This is a genomic window from Brevibacillus sp. NPDC058079 (assembly GCF_042885155.1).
GTDB lineage: Bacteria > Bacillota > Bacilli > Brevibacillales > Brevibacillaceae > Brevibacillus.
The window spans coordinates 104,624-123,511 of sequence record NZ_JBHVSO010000015.1 but is presented as its reverse complement, the minus strand read 5'-3'; the positions used below and the strand labels follow the sequence as shown (position 1 = coordinate 123,511).

General features: G+C 44.9%; 14 protein-coding genes and 1 pseudogene. 1 reads left to right on the top strand and 14 read right to left on the bottom strand.

The annotated features are described in order from the left end of the window. The 3 genes and pseudogenes from ACFVS2_RS30175 to ACFVS2_RS30165 form a co-directional block, all read right to left on the bottom strand. Positions 1-503 (bottom strand): annotated as a pseudogene (locus tag ACFVS2_RS30175) (sugar-binding domain protein); the annotation flags it as partial. A gap of 118 nt (positions 504-621) precedes the next feature. After that, on the bottom strand, positions 622-3,789 hold the full coding sequence (locus ACFVS2_RS30170) for an S-layer homology domain-containing protein (protein WP_390240072.1): 3,168 nt from the start codon (positions 3,787-3,789) through the stop codon (positions 622-624). A gap of 451 nt (positions 3,790-4,240) precedes the next feature. Beyond that, positions 4,241-5,449 (bottom strand): TolC family protein, encoded by a 1,209-nt coding sequence (locus ACFVS2_RS30165; protein ID WP_390240070.1) that lies wholly within the window; start codon positions 5,447-5,449, stop codon positions 4,241-4,243. Positions 5,450-5,721: 272 nt separating this feature from the next. Between ACFVS2_RS30165 and ACFVS2_RS30160 the strand changes: the two genes are divergently transcribed. Then, complete coding sequence (locus tag ACFVS2_RS30160; RefSeq protein ID WP_219661160.1) at positions 5,722-6,381, top strand: YigZ family protein; 660 nt, start codon at positions 5,722-5,724, stop codon at positions 6,379-6,381. 77 nt (positions 6,382-6,458) lie between these two features. Here the strand turns inward: ACFVS2_RS30160 and ACFVS2_RS30155 are convergent, their stop codons facing one another. From ACFVS2_RS30155 to ACFVS2_RS30105, 11 genes are all read right to left on the bottom strand, one after another. Continuing rightward, positions 6,459-10,976, bottom strand: a complete 4,518-nt coding sequence (locus tag ACFVS2_RS30155) for an S-layer homology domain-containing protein (protein WP_390240068.1) — start codon at positions 10,974-10,976, stop codon at positions 6,459-6,461. 174 nt (positions 10,977-11,150) lie between these two features. Continuing rightward, positions 11,151-12,251 (bottom strand): glycosyltransferase family 4 protein, encoded by a 1,101-nt coding sequence (locus ACFVS2_RS30150; protein ID WP_173619686.1) that lies wholly within the window; start codon positions 12,249-12,251, stop codon positions 11,151-11,153. 27 nt (positions 12,252-12,278) lie between these two features. Further along, complete coding sequence (locus tag ACFVS2_RS30145; RefSeq protein WP_390240066.1) at positions 12,279-13,016, bottom strand: WecB/TagA/CpsF family glycosyltransferase; 738 nt, start codon at positions 13,014-13,016, stop codon at positions 12,279-12,281. A gap of 113 nt (positions 13,017-13,129) precedes the next feature. Beyond that, positions 13,130-13,588: a 3-hydroxyacyl-ACP dehydratase FabZ gene (gene fabZ / locus ACFVS2_RS30140; protein ID WP_390240064.1), complete on the bottom strand. Its 459-nt coding sequence runs from the start codon at positions 13,586-13,588 to the stop codon at positions 13,130-13,132. A gap of 164 nt (positions 13,589-13,752) precedes the next feature. After that, positions 13,753-14,274 carry a CDP-alcohol phosphatidyltransferase family protein gene (locus tag ACFVS2_RS30135; protein WP_039960720.1) on the bottom strand — a complete coding sequence of 174 codons (522 nt, stop codon included), beginning with the start codon at positions 14,272-14,274 and terminating at the stop codon, positions 13,753-13,755. Between the two features lie 130 nt (positions 14,275-14,404). Continuing rightward, positions 14,405-14,659 (bottom strand): DNA-directed RNA polymerase subunit beta, encoded by a 255-nt coding sequence (locus ACFVS2_RS30130; RefSeq protein ID WP_007722063.1) that lies wholly within the window; start codon positions 14,657-14,659, stop codon positions 14,405-14,407. 34 nt (positions 14,660-14,693) lie between these two features. After that, positions 14,694-15,530: a flagellar hook-basal body protein gene (locus tag ACFVS2_RS30125; protein ID WP_173619688.1), complete on the bottom strand. Its 837-nt coding sequence runs from the start codon at positions 15,528-15,530 to the stop codon at positions 14,694-14,696. A 15-nt stretch (positions 15,531-15,545) separates the two neighbouring features. Next, entirely contained in the window at positions 15,546-16,535 is a 990-nt protein-coding gene (locus ACFVS2_RS30120; RefSeq protein ID WP_390240061.1) for a flagellar hook-basal body protein, read from the bottom strand. Between the two features lie 7 nt (positions 16,536-16,542). Next, positions 16,543-17,559: a rod shape-determining protein gene (mreB, locus tag ACFVS2_RS30115; RefSeq protein ID WP_017252335.1), complete on the bottom strand. Its 1,017-nt coding sequence runs from the start codon at positions 17,557-17,559 to the stop codon at positions 16,543-16,545. 81 nt (positions 17,560-17,640) lie between these two features. Then, positions 17,641-17,925 (bottom strand): sporulation transcriptional regulator SpoIIID, encoded by a 285-nt coding sequence (gene spoIIID / locus ACFVS2_RS30110; protein WP_003388385.1) that lies wholly within the window; start codon positions 17,923-17,925, stop codon positions 17,641-17,643. A gap of 180 nt (positions 17,926-18,105) precedes the next feature. Then, positions 18,106-18,840 (bottom strand): M23 family metallopeptidase, encoded by a 735-nt coding sequence (locus ACFVS2_RS30105; RefSeq protein WP_173619690.1) that lies wholly within the window; start codon positions 18,838-18,840, stop codon positions 18,106-18,108. Between the last annotated feature and the right edge of the window lie 48 nt (positions 18,841-18,888).

The following is an 18,888-nucleotide window of genomic DNA, read 5'->3' as shown; positions in this document are numbered from 1 at the left end:
TCAACATTCAAACCAGGAATTTTGAAGTTTACAACTGTTGCTGCATCGATAGCTTTATTAAAAGCTACTTTTAGCTCAGTCTTGGTAATAGCACTTACAGATTCAACTTTGAGATCACCTGTAGTGTCTTCAGAAACTTTTGCTCTAGCATCTTCATTTTCAGTAGAAGTGCCATCTGGCTTAACTACTTTGTACAGGTCAACGAAGTCGGATTTTTTCAGAGGTTGCGCGAAAGCACCTGCGCTACCATCTTTGATGATTTCAGAGAAGAAAGCACCTTTTCCGTTGATGTGTACGAACACGAGGTTGTCAGATCCAACTCGCAGATCTTTTGCGTATTGAGCTTTTGCTTCTTTAGACAGGTTCAACAAAGTTGTTGTGGAGTAAAACTTTTTAACATCTCCACCAACATAAACACCAGCTTGTGGTGCAGCATATGCAGATGCTGCCATGCTTGCTACTACTGCAGTAGAAAGAACTGAAAGTGCTACTTTTTTATTCACGTACTACCCCTCCGTATGTTTGATAGGAAGTTCTCTTTTTAATAGGGTATGTAGTACAGAAGGGGGAAAATCCCCCTCTATACTACCCTGTAGATCTAGTTACTATTGAAGAGTAATCTTACGCTTCGTTGTAAGTTACAGAAGCTTCGTCAGTGTCACCTTTTGCGTTGGTAACTTTCAGGGAGCTGCTGTTTACTTTACCTTCAGCGATAGCTTCTACATAGATCTCGCCATCTTTGATGGACAGTTTGATGTCTTCTTGAGGCAGTTTAGAACCATTTACGTAGAGTTCAACTTTCTCGATATCGGATTCTTTAACACCCGATTTCAATTTAGCTGTAACAGCCAGAGTTTTCATGCCTGCACCAGCTTCTACGTATTTACCAGTCAGTTTGGAATCAATTGCATCCCACTTATCGCCACCATCTTCAGATGGTTCTTGCTTCAAGAATGCTTCTGCATCTTTTTCCAGGTTTTCTTTACGAACTTCCTTCTCATCGGAAACGATCAGAACGAAATCGTATTTCGTACCGGCAACGTCAGCGCTGTCGATCATTACAACGTAGTCGCCTTCGTTTACGCTATCTACGCCACCCAGATCATCGAACAGATCGAAGTAAGCTGTAGCAGATTTGATGCTAGCTTTCTTCTTGTTGTCATCAGCATCTTTGTAAGTGATGGTGTCTTTATTTACGTCGTCAACCAGACCAACAACGAATTTCTCGATGTTAGCTTTTTTCAAGTCAGATTCACCAGCTACTTGAGCAAGTGTACCTTTTTCGTTTTTGTCAACAACTTCAACTACCTCGTCAACGATAACTTCATCGTTTGAATCCAAAGTGAATGCAATGAAGTCGCCACGGCGGATATCGTCATCCTTCAGATCGTCTGAAGCGCCATCCAATTTATATTCTTTTTCAACGATGTTATCACCATCTTTAATCCATACTTTGATGGTGTCTTTTCCGCCTTTACGGTCGAATTCTTTAACCATACCGTATTTAGCATCGCCGTTCATACCTTCGCCTTCAACAACAAAGATTGCTTCTACTTCGTCTTTATCGTTGATTGTGTAGATTACGGACAGGTCGTTCTCATCAGCAACGTCTTTGAACTTCGCAGTTTTAGCGTTTTTCAGTTCTGCACGTTTTTCGCCGCCTTCAATCAATTCACCAGTCATGTTGAAGATAGCCGTTTTGTCAGTAACTTCGTAGTCGCCAACCATGTCATCGTCTTCATCAGCTAGGTCATCCCAAGCCTTGCCGGATTCTTCCATAACTTTCACTGGCTTGATGAATTCAACTTTGTCTGGTTTGCCATCAGCATCAAGCGTCAATTCAACAAGGAGAGTGTCTGTATCTTTGCTTGGTACCAGAATTCCTTTGAGATCATTCTCGTTTTTACCGTTTCTTGAGTAGTTCTTGCCATCAAAGTCATAGATGTCTTTCGCTTCCAAAGAAACAGTATGTTCTTTACCTTTTTGAGTCAATACTTTGAAATCCCAAGTGTCTTTGCTTGTGTTGAAAGTAGCTGCACGAGTGATGATTGCTTTTTGTTTGCGATCGTCAATTGCATCCTTCGTTTCGATGTGACGAACACGACCAGAAGCATCCAGGTACAGTTTTACTGTTTCGTCGTCCAAGCTGTCAACCAGATCCCAGTTGTCTTTGTCAATGTCTTGAACATCTTTGTTACCGTCATCGGAGAAAGTTGCACCTTCGTAGACGCGATAAACTTTGTCGCCAATCTTCAGGCGAACGTCATTGCTGTTACGGGTAACAACACTGTCTACTTTACCTTCTACTACTGCGTCAGTAGCGAATACCAGCAGTTTGTCTTCGTCGCCATCAGCGTAGTATACGCTGTAAACCATGCCTTCTTTCAGTTCACTGAATTTAGATGGTTTACCGTTGAGGAATACCAAGAAGTCTTTACCTTCTTCTTTGTCTTCCAGTTCGTTGAACTTGTCGTTATCACGGTTCGTGATTTTCTTCTTCTCAGCATCGATTTTGGAGATAACTTCGGAACCGTATTTAACGCCTTCTTCTTCTTTGTTCATGGATTGGTCGTCAATAACGTGGATGTAAGCAATCTCGTTATTGTTGTCCAGAACAACTTTTGCACCGAAAGTGAAGCTGCCAGCAGCGTTGTCCTTGATGATATCTTTCAAACCATCAACTGCATCGTTGAAGCGAGTGAAGTTGTAAGTTACTTGGGTGTTTTTGTTGAAGCGGTAGCTTTTTTCGCTAGCATCCAACTCCAATTTCAGATCAGCCAGATCAGCATTTTTCAGATCTTCTAAATCTTTATCGTCGATAGCTTTGCCTTTCAATGTGAACTCGCCCACGCGGTCCATGATAACTTCTTCGTCTGTGGAACCTTCCATCCAAACGATTACGTCTTCACGGTCGTCTTTGATCCACACTTGTACGTGTTGACCAGCGAAATCGTTAGAGTTGATACCGTCAGCTACTTTGTAAGTAGTGTTGCCGATACCAGCGTCTTTACCGTTCAAGGTAACTTCGTTAGCTTTGATTTTGCCCAGGCCGATAGCTGGTACGTTAGTTACCAATGGCAAGTCATCGCTGTCGTTGCCAGACTCTTGAGCCCACTCCATGTCACGAACAGTAACTTTCAGGTATTTAGTCAGAAGAGTTTCTTTCGTGATTTCATGACGGATGTCAGTACCGAACTCAACTTGTTGCATCAAGTCTACGCGAAGAGCGTTGTCCAGCATTTTGAAGATGTCGCCACGAGTTGCTGCATTGTTAGGAGTAGTGATGCTTCTAGCAATGTTCAGCTCGGAAGCTTTGGAGATCATGCTGTTAGGCCATACACCCTTAACGGATGGCTCATAACCCAGTGCACGAACGATCATAGTTACTGCTTCAGCATAAGTAACTTGGTTTTGTGGTTTGAAAGATTTGTCCGGGAAACCTTTTACGATTTCTTCGCCGGAAGCTACGTTTACGAAACCAGCAAACCAATCAGTAGATTTTACATCTGTATAAGAATTGCTGAATTGTGCCAATTTCGCACCTTGCTCCAGTCCGCGAGCGCGAACAACCAGAGTAGCGAACTCTGCACGAGTGATAGTTTTGTCTACACCGTATTCGCCGTTGCCATAACCTGCTACCAGGCCAAGAGCTTCCAGACGTTTTACGGTTTTTTCCATATCAGCGTCCATTTTAGGAGCTGTAGTTGCTGCTTCTTCTGCTGCGAAAGCCATTGGAGCAACAGTAAGTGCGAGTGCACTAGCCAATACACTGTTAACGACCTTTTTCATAACCTTGTGTTCTCCTCCTCTAGTATAAACAAATTGTTCTTGGGGAATATTTGTTGTCAATCTATCTTTCTTTTTAAAGCCCGAATCCTGCAAGCGCGTGTCACCTCCTTTCGCAGGAAAGCCTCGCTTTTTGTGTTAAAAATCTCTAGTATATTCAGTATTGTGTAAAATGCAACAATCACTAGTGTAACACAACTGCTAGAATTCGTGAATCTTTTTTACACAATTCCCCGTTTTTCGTGTGACATCCTATTAAACGCCTGAGCGAATCAAAAGTTGCGGCGCCTTCGAAAAAAAATTAAAGTTTTTTTCGTGGTTCGTTATTCACCTGTTCATTATGTACGAAGTGACATCCGCCACAATCCGTATTATAGAGGACATATGGCGGGCTGTCACGACTGAACCTTTTTCCAATTTGGTTCAAAAGCACATAAATCTTGCTTACATTAGGTTAATTTCCTAATGCATTTTCAAAGTTTACGACAGCCAAGTTGTAAGACAGGACAGCTTTTTGGTACTCGTTCTCACGAGTAGATAATGCTTCTTCTGATTGAATTACTTCCAAAGTCGTCGCGAGTCCATTTTCAAAACGCAAATTTTTCAAGCGATAGCTCTCAGCTGCAGAATCTTTTGCTGCTTTTTGGAAGTCAATCGCCTCGCGAGCTGCGTTTAGGTTGAGGTATGCCTGTGCAACATCTTTCGAAACGGTACGTTTTGCCTCATCAATGGCAAGCTGCGATTTCTCGACGTTGTTGCGAGCTTGTTGACCAGAGAGAGTTGACGCGGCAGTATACTCGGCGATCAGCTTCACATTCAATTCTGCCAGCTTGATCTCTTCTTCTGCTTTGGTAATCTCCAAACGTTTAGAGAGGGCCTGCTTCTCTGCATCTTTCACGGTGATCGAGATTGGAGCCATTTTCTTATTGGCAGAGACGACTTTCCATTCTTTTTGCAGATCAACGCCAAGGAAATCGTTCAGATCCATCACGGCAATTTCCAAGTTGTTTTCCGCAGTCGTCAATTGAGCTTTTGCACCTGCTACGCCCATTTCTGCTTCAAGAACGTCTGTCTTCGCGTTGGTTCCCACATCAAATGCAGCCTTAGCTACTTTCAATTGTGCTTCTGCACGAGCCAAGCTTTGTTTTTTCAAGTTCAGGTCATCCTGAGCAAAAATCAGCTTGTAATAGGCATCTTGTGCGCCCAGCTTGATTTTTCCTTCTGTAGTCTTAACAGCGAGGGCATTCAGCTTCTTGGTCATTTCACTTTGGGCGCTTCTCACAAATTTTGCTTGCGCTGCATCCAAGGAATCCAGCATATCTGCTGTCATTTGTGCCGTGCTTCTATAGGTGATCGAGTTGTTAATATCTGCATTTTTCGCATCCAGACGAGCATTTTGCAATGTGACGTTGGTCTTCAAAGCTTGTTCAATCGCTTTGTCCAGTGTCAATTCTTCTTCTGCAGTATCATCTGGGGTTGATACATTATCTTTGCCTGCCTCAGTTGCTACTTTATCGTTAGATGCTTGTACAGTCGTAGGTGCCTTTGTTTGATCAGAGCCTGTATTCGCAGATGCCGTCAAGGTTCCTGCGCCAAGGGCTGTTGTTAATAATGCCGCCAAACTAATAGACATCCATTTCTTTTTCGAATATGGAAAATTCACTGAATTCCACTCCTTCATTTTATATTGAGCATAAAATTATTAACCACATTAAATATGTGGTTTGTCCCAAGATCACTATATCACAGAGTTATACTTCTCACACGCAAAATTATGCCATACCAGCATTTTCATAAGGGAATCATAAGTAACTCCTCCCTTTCCTTTTTTATTCCAAAAGCACCACATAGAGTACTACGATTATGTGTCAAAAACATTTCAGTGTTCGCCAACATTTCTTTGGCATGCTATCCTTTTCTTGAGGTGATTGTACGATGCTTACCCAATACAAAACCATTGCTGGCTACGGTGAGGACTATATCGTCATTGAGCGCTCCCGTTTTATCGGATATGCCCAGCGGGTTACCACTGAGGAAGAAGCGACCGCGTTTATCGCGATGATCAAAAAGAAGCATTGGGACGCTACTCATAACTGTTCTGCTTTTGTCATAGGCGAAAACGATCAGATTCAGCGCTCGAGTGATGATGGGGAGCCTAGCGGTACGGCAGGCAAGCCGATCCTGGAATGCATCAAGAAAAACGGCGTTAAGGATACGGTCGTGGTCGTCACTCGCTATTTCGGCGGAATCAAGCTTGGGGCTGGTGGACTTGTCCGGGCTTATACAGCTGGAACGGTCACTGCATTGAAGGCTGCAAAGATCGTGGTGCACACGCTGCATCAGACGATCTCTGTCAGCGTGGACTATACGTGGTGGGGCAAGGTTGAAAACGAACTACGTCTAGGCGAACATCGCGTGAGTGGGACGGATTTTACAGACAAGGTGACTGCGCATGTTCTGATCCCTGAGGGTGAACAGGATGAGTTTGTCGCACGGATGGTTGATTTGACGAACGGACAAGCGCAGATCGTGCTCGGGGAAAAGGAATATGTGGAGGTTCCAGTAGAAGCGGTTGGAGATGTGGAAGAAGAGTAATTTCTCAATGAAAAAAGCTGAAGAGGCGGATGACCTCTTCAGCTTTTCTTCTATTATATATGGCGAAATATCTCGGCTTACTGCTTAGGCAGTTTTTTGAGTTGGACCATGACACGAATGGTGATGACAGCCATCTCAGCACGAGTCAGGTTGTTTGTTGGTTTGAAGCTGTAGGTTGACTTTTTCTCACCTGGATTATCTATTTCGCCGTTCATCAGCTTCGCTTTGCTGACAGCAAGTACGGATGGAGCTGCATAGTAGCTAACATCTTTGGCATCTGAGAACATTTTGTTCAAAGCCACCTTAGAAGCATCGAGTGTACCCAATTTGAGATTAAGTGCACGTGAGATCATGATTGCAGCTTCTTCGCGAGTAAGATTTTCATCTGGACGGAAGTAGCCTGGTTGTTTTCCACGGATAATCCCTGCACGAGCAGCTGTCTCGATGTATTTGTACTGATAATCCCACGAATCGCGATTCGGACGAACATCAGTAAAGGTTGGTTCTAACGGATCACGCTCGTTGCTATCCCGATATGGTCCAGCGTTAATTGGCAGATCCATCGATTTGACCAGCATCGTTGCAAATTCGCCGCGAGTCATGTCACGGTTAGCCCCAAAGCTGCTTCCGCTGTATGCTGGCATGATTCCTTTGGCGTACAGCGTTTCAATTGCATCACGAGCGAAATCATGTCGAATAACATCATCGTATGTTTCTCTCGTTTTCATGACCATGTAATAACCAAAACCAGCAAACGGCACCGTAACAGTCTTTTTGCTTGTACTTACTACGCCACCAATATTTTTCCACTCATCCCCATTGTGGTAGAAAACCGTCAGGATGTTATTCGCTGCGTTTACGATGGATGGATCGTATTTGATGGTAATTGTACCGCGAAGGCTAGGAACCAGATTGTCTTGCCAACGACTCTTGAAGTCTTCCGCATCACCTTCATCGAAGTATGGATCACGACCACCCGGGGCTTCTGTATCACCTGCATCTACATAGTACAGGGGACTTGCATAGTTGAAGTTTGCTTCCAGTACCAGTCGTTCTTCCAGATTATCCTCGTCGATAGATATTTGTCCTGTTGTCCGGTCTGCCATACCGAAGTATAGAGGTACATCGACAAAAATATCTCCGTTTGGATTCTTCACTTCTTGACCAGCACGGCTATCATCTGGCGACAGCAATACGGTACCTTTCGGGAACTTCAGCTCAAATTGCTTATCAAACACACTAAAAGCAGTTTTCTTTCCTAATACATCACGATATTCTGCACCATTTACAGTCGAACTTGCATTGTAGATCTTGATTTCGTCTTTATAGGTGCTATCGCCTACCACGACCGAGAATTTAATTATGTTTAGACCTTTTTTAAGTGGAACTGTAGATGTAAATACATAGTAAGTCTCAGGGATTGTTTTCCCTTGATCGTCATCGTAATAGAAGTCAGGGTTGCTTGTATTGGTTACTTTTGCCTCTGTTTTGCCGAACAATACTTTGTCCGCATTTTCCGCAAACACTTTCACAACAGCACTGTTGCTATTTACGATAACATATGGATCGTTTTCTTTTGCTTTTACTGGGGAAAGAACTTCCCAGCTGGAATACTTCTGATCGATGTTGATGTCATAGCGAATGACAGTACCATTGTCATCTTCGGCTACGATGGTGTAGACCGTTGTTCCACCCTTTTTCAGTGTCAGTGGGAAAAGGGCCAGTTTCTGTTCCTGTTCTTTGGCATCAGTCACAGCATCTTGCACTTCTTCAACAAGGTCGCCATATTTCTTCGTAGTCATCTTCCCTTCAAATCGGGAACGTGACTGTGAATCAATGTTGTGCTCATCGAACAAGTCTTCCAAATCGTTATTCAACGCTGCTTCGAGGCGTGCTTTTACGTACTCCTGGTTCGTCGTATCTTGTTCCCAATCTCCACTCTTGTAGCGGAAATCATTGATACGCTTCCCGTTCTTTTCAATGTAGACATGTGTTGCATCATTTACTGTAAAGCTCAAGTTGGTCAAGAAGTTGGCGCCGGTTTTATAAGATGCATCTCCAGCTTTCTTGGTCAGCTCTTCCGTATCACCATTGGAGATGATCTCCAGCTTCACATCCTCTACCGATGGCGTCTTGGATGAGTTGTAGGAAACATTATAGGTGAAAACTGTTTGTGGATCGTCTTTCAAGGTGATTTTCAGGACGTTGTTGCCTTTTTTGTAAGCGAGCTGATCTTTCTTGATAAGGAATGTACCCTTGTCTGTTTTAATATCGGAAACTGTGATGGCCGCGCCGTTCAACGTTGCCTCAATGTTATTATCCTTCAAAACATAGTTGTACACTTTCCCGTCGAGATTTCGGATGTCATTTTCACTCTTTACTTGATATCCATCTTCAAAGCTGCGCACCTGTCCAGTTGCGTCTACATAGGTGATTTGAGCAAATGGAGTAATGCGAATATCCAGGGTATAAGCAACAGATAGCGAATTTGAATTTTCTACATAGTTAATGACCAGTTTTCCTTGACCCTGTGGCAGCTTTTTCAGGGTAAGTGTAAATTCATCTTTCGCTGGCGATATTGCTGGCGTAATTACATAGTCGGCAGAAGTCAACGCTTGCCCGTTATACGTAATGCTTGCATTAGTAGGAGTTGTAATATTTTTCGTAACTGCCTTCAATTCCAACGGTGAAGTAACAATGATATTCGTAGCCGTCGGGGACAATACTTGTCCGTTCGCCAAATTAATCACTTGTGAAATGCTTGGCTTGGTGTTATCCAAGTATTTGAATTCGTACTCGTAGTTCGCGACATTAATAAAACCGGATGGAGACGTTACGGTATTATCTGAAGCCTTTGACAGATATTGATAGCTCAAGGATAACTTATACGTTTTACCGTCCTTAAAGATTCCTGCAGGTACCTTCGTCATATCTACCGCATATTCCGTAAATCCGCTTTGCGGGTTGCCGATCTTCTTGAAGGTTACCCCCTCAGCAAGCTTGTACTCATTTTTTATACTGCCATCAGAAATCGTGATCTTGAATTCCTGAAACAGCTGTTCATTGGGAATATCTACAAACTTCAACAGTGCCGAACCATTCAACGCCATCTCTGGGGATGAAGCTGCACCTGATATCGTCGATTGCTGGTTAGGCAGAAGTGCTACTCCCCCTAACGTTACTTTGTAAAACTGATCAGAGCTTCCGGATGATGTTGTCGTTACCAAAAGCTTTCGGACAAAAGTCCCTACCTCTTTATTTTGGTTAAAGACTCTGATTTCCAAAGTATTTTCGCCAAGCTGGGATGGTACACTCAATCCAAAGGAACCTGTGCGGTTCACCTGAGTTTTGACTACATCACCTGTACGCAGGTTTTTCACTTCAACGGTATCAGCATTGAGGGCTTTCCCGTCCATATTCAAATTCAGACGGTTGAGCGATGGAACCGTGATATAAGTTGGACTCGTGTTGACATTCGGATCGTTCAGCGGTGTGTCATTTACTTTCAAGTCACTGACAAGTGGTGTGTTGTTATATTGAACATAGAACTGGTAGTGCTCTTTTGTTACGTTTCCTACTTTTTCATAGAAAGCGATCTGATTCAGACCAGGCTTCAAGCCAATGTTGCTAAATGTAAAGTTGCTGCCATTAATCGCTGGCGCAGTATTGGCCAAGTCTTGAATGGAAGTGCCGTTGTTCGTGATCAGCTTCAGTCGCAAGCTGCTTCCTGTTACTCCACTGCCATACGTACCAACCAAGGTTATCGTAGAGTCTCCATAAACCACTGGAGTATAGGCTGTCGTTCCTCCAGTGAAGTTGGTAATGGAGATTGGGCTGTTCTGCGAGTTGTACTCGTAATAGATAATGTCACGTTCTCCTGTATTTGGCGCAAATATTTGAACTGCATTCAGACCAGGAGACAAATCAATATCTGGAAGGATACCTGAAGCGCCGAATACAGTACGAACAGTCACACCATTTACTTGGACTTCAACAGCTTGTGTTTTATCTAGTGCCTTTGTGGCAGTATAAGTATACTCCAAATTAGAAACAGTTCTGTTGGTTACCTTTTTTGGGTCACTTTGATGCTCACCTTGTCCGGTGTTATTAAATGTTAGCTTTCCTAACCCAGGAGCAGAAGGGTTGGGTGTGTACTGAAAGAAAATCTCTGCTGTATCATTCGTTGTATTGGACGTTACTTTTGGCCTCACAGTAACTTTTGTCACTGCTCCACTACTGTTCAAATAAAAATCTGGCAGTTTAATTTTGCTGTTCTCGAATAGTTGATTGTTCGCAAGTAGAACATTATCAATCAGTACGTCTACGCCTTGACCATTTTTGGTGCTATCGATGTAAGTAAGCTCAACTCCATGGACCAGTTTGCTTAGGGTCTTGATCGGCGTGCTATAACTTTTACCATCGTTTGTAGCAGGTGGTGTCGGTGTCACAACATAGTCAGGTGGTGTCTGGAAACCAGTCCAGTTGGAACCCAGCGCCGCAGAAGCTGGCACTGCTGGCAACATACCTGTAACAATCAGCATCATCGTCAGGCACATGACCAGCCAACGACGGAATTGTTGATAGGACTTATTCATATTTTCACCTCTCCGTTTGTTTTTGAAGCCTCTTATGTGTCCCACACTAGTAATGGGACAATGTAATTCTCCCTATCTTTATCGGACAATTCCCTTCTATACTTAAGTGTTTCCCCCTAAATATTGGCGAAAAAAAGCCCTAGCACCAAAAGGATGCTAGGGTTCTGCTTATTTCTAATTCGTCCGACGCTGTTGATCGGTCTGTTTAATTTTAATCCGTCGATAAGCATTGATCAGTGGACGGTGACGTCGGCTAACGAGTCCAACGATTTCTGTTCCAAGATGGATGACGATCAACAACGCGACCATGACAATAATCGTAGTCCACTTCGTCGTCTTCGTCAGCAGGATCGCCATCGTCCCGAAGAAAATGCTGATCGAGTAAATCGTGAGTACAGTCGAGCGGTGCGACAGACCCATGTTCAGCAAACAGTGATGCAAATGCCCTTTGTCTGGGCTCGAAATTGGCTTTTTGTTCACGATCCTGCGCACAATGGCGAAGAACGTATCCCAGAGCGGTACACCCAGCACGACGATTGGAATGATAAAGGAAACGAACAACGCTTCTTTAAAGCCCATGATCGACAGAGCAGCCAGGTTGAAGCCCAAGAAAAGCGAACCGGTGTCGCCCATGAACAGACGCGCCGGATGAAAGTTAAAGTAGAGAAAGCCCAGGATCGCTCCGAGGAGCACGAAACAGTAGGTCGCTACCTTGTAATCGTCCATCAACAAGGCCATGACACCCATTGTCCCTGCGGCAATCGCTGACACACCTGCCGACAGGCCATCGAGACCATCAATCAGGTTCACCGCATTCGTTACCCCGACAATCCAAAACATCGTGATCGGAATCGCCAGCCAGAAGAGCCAGCCACTGCTGAAATCAATGCTTCCGCTATACGGCAGATTCACGACGCCGATCTTCAAGCCAAAAGGAATGACGACAATCGCTGTTGCGACTAGCTGTCCGAGCAGCTTCCATTTTGGCGAGAGCTGGTATTTGTCATCGAGCATGCCGACGACCATAACGATCGTGCTTCCGATGAAAATTCCCAGCATTTCCGATATGTTTGTATACGGGACAAATAGGAAGAATGCAACCAGATAACCGATATAAATAGCCAAGCCACCCATACGTGGCATGATTCGCGTGTGTACCTTGCGCTGATTTGGGGCATCCACTGCTCCTACTTTTACAGCCAGGTTTTTAACATACGGTGTTGCAATAAACGATATGATCAGCGAAGTCAGAAATCCGAGGATTAGTGTAGACATCGACTGTTCTCCTCTCTACGGGTGCATCTAGGAACGGCTACTCCATTTTTCTTTCAGTACGGTTAGAACAAACCGCGGAATAGCCAGTTGACGCTTCCAGCGAGAAGGCTCGGAAGCAAGTCGATAAAACCATTCCAAATGCAGTTTTTGCCAGATCTCGGGAGCGCGCTTCACTTTCCCGGAAATGACGTCAAAGCTTCCGCCTACCCCCATCATCAGGGAGGCATTTAACTGATCACGATACTTCGCCATCCATTCATCTTGTCTGGGCGCACCCAGTGCGACGAACAGGAGCTGCGGTTTCGCTTCGGCAATTTCTTGTACAAGTTGAGCTTCATCCTCTGGGCGAAAATAACCATCCCGACATCCGACGATTCGGGCATTCGGATAACGTGCACTTAGTTTGTCTTTTGCCAAATGAATCACATCTGGCTTGGCGCCGAGTAAATACACGCCCCACTGATGTTGGTCGGCTTTCGCCATGAGCGCTTCCAAAAGCTCCACACCGGTAACGCGCTCATAAATCGGCTGATTCGTCCATTTAGCAGCGTACACGATTCCAATTCCATCTGGAACGACATAGGCTTGTTCTACAATAGAGCGGAAAGCGCGATTCTCTCTCGCTACCATGACAATTTCCGGATTGGCGGTCACCACGTGGGTCTTTTGACCGCTTTGTATGCGCTCTGTTATATGATCAACTGTCTCACGGAAACCGCGAGTCGTAAATGGCACATCTAATATGGTTGCGACCTGTTTGGTCATTTCTTCACCTTCAAGTGCTTGTTATTAAATGAATATTTAATTAAACTACCTTATTCATGCATGGAGTTGCCCATTAGCCATTCTACCCGAAAAGAAAGGCACATTCAAGATGATCATGAATGTGCCTTATTTCCTGCCGTTAGGGCAAACATCAATCCACCCTCTGCTACTACTTTCCCATTTACCAGTGCTCTGCCATGCCCTTTGCCGACAGTTCCACGTACACGAGTAAGCTCAACCTCTAGTACCAGCGTGTCTCCCGGCTTCACCTGATCCTTGAAACGGAATTCATCAATACCTGCGAACAGTCCGATTTTTCCTTGATGTTCCTCCATGCTAAGCATCGCTACTGCCCCAACCTGTGCCAATGCTTCCACAATAAGGACACCAGGCATGACTGGATAACCAGGAAAATGGCCTTGGAAAAACGGTTCATTTACCGTAACATTTTTAATTCCAACCGCTTTTTTTCCTAACTCCAGCTCTTCGATTTTGTCAATTAGCAAAAACGGGTGACGATGCGGGATGATTTCCTGAATTTGCATAATATCCAAAGGCGCTTTGATTTCCATTATGTATCGCTCCATTTCCATACTTAACTAGACTTGTCTATGCATGAATACCCTTTGACCAACGAAACAATATACATAACTCCCGCCCCAGTTGAACGGACAAGCGGGGTTAAGATAAAAGGGGCACTTCCTCCCCAAAGAGTGGGAAGTGCTCTTTTTCACCCTTACACGCGGTTCAATAGTCGAGCCTTTGCCAGATAAATCGCGCTCACAATAAATGAGAACGCTATAACCGACCAAAGTATCGCTTCACTGTACTCATATCGATACATCACCAGCGGAATGACCACATACAAAAGAACGGTTGTCAGCTTGCCGTAGGCGTTTGCCGGGACGGTTTTTTTTCCGCGGAAGTGGTAAACAGCTCCTGCTACTATCATTGCCAGATCGCGTACAAAGAAAAACAGGGCAGCCCATATACTGATTCGATCTGTCAAAAATAATGAGGCGATGACCGCCAGCATCATTAATTTATCTGCCAGAGGATCTAACATCATTCCGATGGTGGTCACAAGCTTATGCTTCCGCGCGATGTACCCGTCCGCAATATCGGTCACTCCCGCCAAAATCAAAATGCCTAAAGCGATTTCAACATGATACGGAAACTCCGAAAAAAAGACATACAGGTACAAAGGGATGAGCACGATGCGAAAGATCGTAAGCAAATTAGGAAGATTCACGGACATCCCTCCGTATTCAAATCGTCACTTCCTTTTTCAACCACTCGACCTATTATACTCTGTGGACAAACACCACAACAAGTCCTCGAAAAAAAAGGAGCCCCAACCATAGGTTCGGGCTTGTCCAGCAAGGTTTTTACGTATCTTCAAACATTAAATCCCACATATGTTTGTAGGTTCCCAGATCGAATACATCAGACATTGGCTTCTTGCCAACCCCACCGTATCCGATCATCAGACCAATGACCAGTGAGAAAAACAGCAGGAGTGGGACCAGCACCATCTTGGCAACTCTCAGCCGCCAATTCTTGCCGCTCCGTTCCCGCTCTTTTCCTTTTGACTTAACTTCTTCGGTCTGACGCGGGAAACGTTTGCTCTTCCCTTGTTCCATGCTCCTCTCCTCCGTCATGTTGAAATTATATGGGTTATCTGCTTCTCAGTTGGTTAGCAATGCCCATCATTTGATCACTGATGCCGATTGCGCGTGAGTTCAATTGATACGCACGTTGAATGTTCACCAGTTGGGACATTTCTTCTGTCATGCTGACGTTCGATGATTCGAGAGCACCTTGGCGCAATGTTACACCATTATCATAAGAACTGGTGTATTTAATTTTTGGTCCTCCTGCCATGAAAACCAATTCGGCATCAAACAGATTCTCACCGACTTGTTTTAGCTGATCAGGGTTATCTACATTCCATACACCAATTTTTACCGGGACCAGCAAACCATCAGCATTCATAGTACCGTCTGGAGAAATCTCAATGTTTTTTACTGGCTCTTGCAATACGATATTCTTACCGTCCTCATCTGTCAATATATGACCTGAACTGGTGTGCAATACGTATCCTTGCTCATCATTATCATAACTGACCTTAAAGGAACCATTACGCGTAAAGCGACTTTCTTCATCCACAGTGATGTTATTCGAATCTTTGATTTTACGAGTGACCAAAAAATAGCCATCTCCTTCAATCAAAACATCTGTTGGCACATCTGTCTGCTTGAGACTGCCTTGACCGAGATCCAGCTTGGTCATGGCAAGATGCGCTCCACTACCGATTCTTATCCCCGCTGGTGTATTACGATTTTGGTTGTCCGCTGCCGGCTGCTCATTCATTGAGTCTGTGAGAAGCTCGGAAAACGATGCGACTCTGCGCTTGTACCCAATCGTATCAATGTTCGACAGGTTGTTGGCTGTATTGTCCAACGCTTGCTGAATACCGCGCATAGCTGATGTGGAAATATTAAGCGACTGCATCCTTCCTACCTCCTATTATCCATTAACCCGACCAATTTCATTAGCAGCCTTGTCCAGCGTACCGTCAATCGTGGTAATCACCCGTTGGTTCGCTTCATAGGCGCGAAGCACACTCATCATACTCGTCATGGTTTGAGCTGGGTCTACATTCGAGCGTTCACGCCAGCCCTGTTGTGTACCGAAGCGTCCTTCGACCATAGGGGTAGTGTATATACCTGCTGCTCTAGCAGCCTGATCGTTGGCTTCTGCCAAATCAATCCCTTCCACCGCTATGTCGCCTTCAAATCGGAAAACATTCGTTCCTTCGCGTACTAGCTTCAGCGGATCGGTTACCACCGCAAGTCCCAATCTAGCATGAGTAGGAAGCGCCGTATACTGTTCTGCTTTTGTAATTGGATCAATGGTAACTTGCATCAATTCGCCACGCTCGGTAATTTTCAGGTTTTGACCGACATTGGTACCGAGTGCGGGATCATGGTTGATACGAATTGCCTGATTAGAACTATCCAGCACATAATACCCTTCCGCTGTCACCAGGTAACCATCTGAATTCACGCTCCAGTTACCATTTCTCGTATAGCGGATATCCTCTTGCTGTGCTGGCTGAGCCAAATTTGCTTGTTCAATCCGCGCCACACTGTAAAACAACCGCCGCTCATTGCCATTTTGATCTGGCTGAATATTGTCCATCAACGCAAGATCATACGGATTGCGCGTCTCTTCAATATCCCCCTGCGCAAAATTCGGTAGCGCCTCCGACATGTATACCCCTGTGTGCAAACGCCCGATAATGGCAGGCTGTCCAGGCATAGTAGGGACGCCTGGAACATCCAGTCCTTCATGATCATTCATGCGGGAGAGCAATTGCTCTGGAAATGCACGCATGACACCCACGTCCTGTTTGAACCCGGGTGTATTGATATTTGCTAAATTGTTCGCCAGCGATTCTTGCCTGTTCTGCAATGCTAGCATGCCAGATGCAGACGTATACAAGCCTCTGATCACTTAAATCTTACCCCCTGAATAATCGCTTATTCGAGTGAGCCGGCATCTTGTCCAAATAGTCCAGCATCATTCCTGTTCCTTTTGCAACGCACATCATTGGCTCTTCCGCTACCAGCACAGGAACCTTCAGCTCCTCTGCCAGAATCTCGTCAATACCGTGCAATAATGCGCCGCCACCGGTCAGGAAAACACCCTTATCAATTATATCGGCAGAAAGCTCCGGAGGTGTTCGTTCTAAAACAGATTTTGAGGCTTGTACAATCGCACTCACCGACTCAGCCAGGGCTTCCTGGACTTCAGTGGAGCGAATGGTAATCGTTTGCGGCAAGCCGCTTACCATGTCTCGACCACGAATGTCCATTTCGTCCTGGCGTCCGCCGGATACGGTTCCAATCTGAACCTTGATATCTTCAGCCGTACGCTCTCCAATCAGCAATTTGTATTTATTTTTTATGTAACGCATAATAGCCACATCGAATGTATCGCCTGCTATTTTAATGGAGGAAGACGTAACAATATCGCCCATCGACAATACCGCTACATCGGTCGTTCCCCCACCGATATCCACTACCATATTACCGGACGGCTGAAAAATGTCCATACCTGCCCCAACTGCGGCAACTTTCGGTTCTTCTTCGATAAATACTTCTCTTGCTCCACCGCTGCGCTCAGCTGCTTCACGAATTGCTTTTTGCTCAACAGACGTGATGTTGGTCGGGCAGCAAATCAAAATGCGCGGACGGGCAAACATGCTCTTTCCACCAATTTTGTTCAAGAAGTGCTTTAGCATGGCCTCAGTGATTTCAAAATCCGCGATAACCCCTTCTCGCAAAGGTCGGATCGCTACGATATTTCCTGGGGTGCGGCCTACCATGCGATAGGCTTCATTTCCCACGGCCAAAACTTTTCTGGTTTTACTATCTATTGCCACGACAGATGGTTCGTCTAGGACAATTCCCTTGCCTTTTACAAAAACCAAGACATTGGCCGTGCCCAAGTCGATTCCGATATCTTTGCCAAACATGAAAGGTCCTCCCTGATTACCAGTTACATTTCTACCTAATATCATAGGCTCTTCTACGTGAGAGGACAAGGAAATTCTTTCTTACACACTCTCCTCCTGTTCTACTCGTACTTTTTTACTACGACGTTTGTACTTGATTTTGGTCGCTTCGCCTCCCCGAAGATGTCTGATGGCTTTGTGATATTCCAAAATTTCCTTAACCTGGTTCGCCAACTCTGGATTTATCTCAGGCAGCCGCTCTGTCAAGTCCTTGTGCACAGTACTTTTCGAAACACCGAACTCTTTAGCGATCATCCGAACCGTATTTCTTGTCTCTACAATATATCGGCCGATTTTGATGGTCCGCTCTTTGATGTAGTCGTGCACATTACTCGCCTCCTTGTATCTACATTGTCTGATACAATATATGGGTGCGTAGGGACACATATTCTACGTTTCCAAGCCTGACAAGCCAGCACGGCCGCATCTTTTTTCAACAGTTTGTACCACACGCAAAAAAACACCCGCAATTGTTGTATTTTGCAGGTGTTTTTCTAAATTCATTGGTTATTGATTTTTTACTTCCGTATCAGCCTGAATCAAGTATTGCTCTGGATTGACAGGCTTGTTATCGATGCGAACTTCAAAGTGAAGATGTGCGCCAGCGTCTTTTTCAAAGGTGTTGCGCCCAGCAGACCCGATTACTTGACCTTGTGTCACTTCATCGCCTGGTTTGACTGTTACGCTTTCCAGACTTTGATATACCGTAATCATTTTGTCTGCGTGCTCAATCTCAATCTCGTTGCCGACAAGTGGATCGTTCACCACTTTTACTACTTTACCCGCAAGAGCTGCGATGACATCAAAGCTCTTTCCATCCGTGGATACGAGGTCAATACCTGTGTGCGGATAGAAGGTATTGTCGAAGCTCACCAATGCTTTTTGCTGATTCTCCTTGGAAGCTTTCTCATCGTAGTAGTTCATGCCCACATTGTACTGCACGCCTTTTCCTACTGGCCAAGCGAGTGGTTGTACGCCACTTGTAGCAGGTACCGCTTCTTCGTTTTGCGGTGTAGTCGTCTCAGGAGCTGCAGGAGTTGTCACTGCCACGCCATCTCCGCCATTCGTCATTTTGGATACCGTGTCCATGACATTGCCCTGATACCACATCACAAAAGCGAGAATGATTGCTGCGGTGCCGATGTAGATTGCAGGAAACGCCCATTTCTTGCCCAAAACTTTTTTCCAAGAACTTGCCTTCTTGAATGGAATCGGTTGATTTTGATTTTTTTGATCTTCCATTTTATTCATCACCTCATCCCTCAGTATCGCCAGAATTTTGGCGTATAA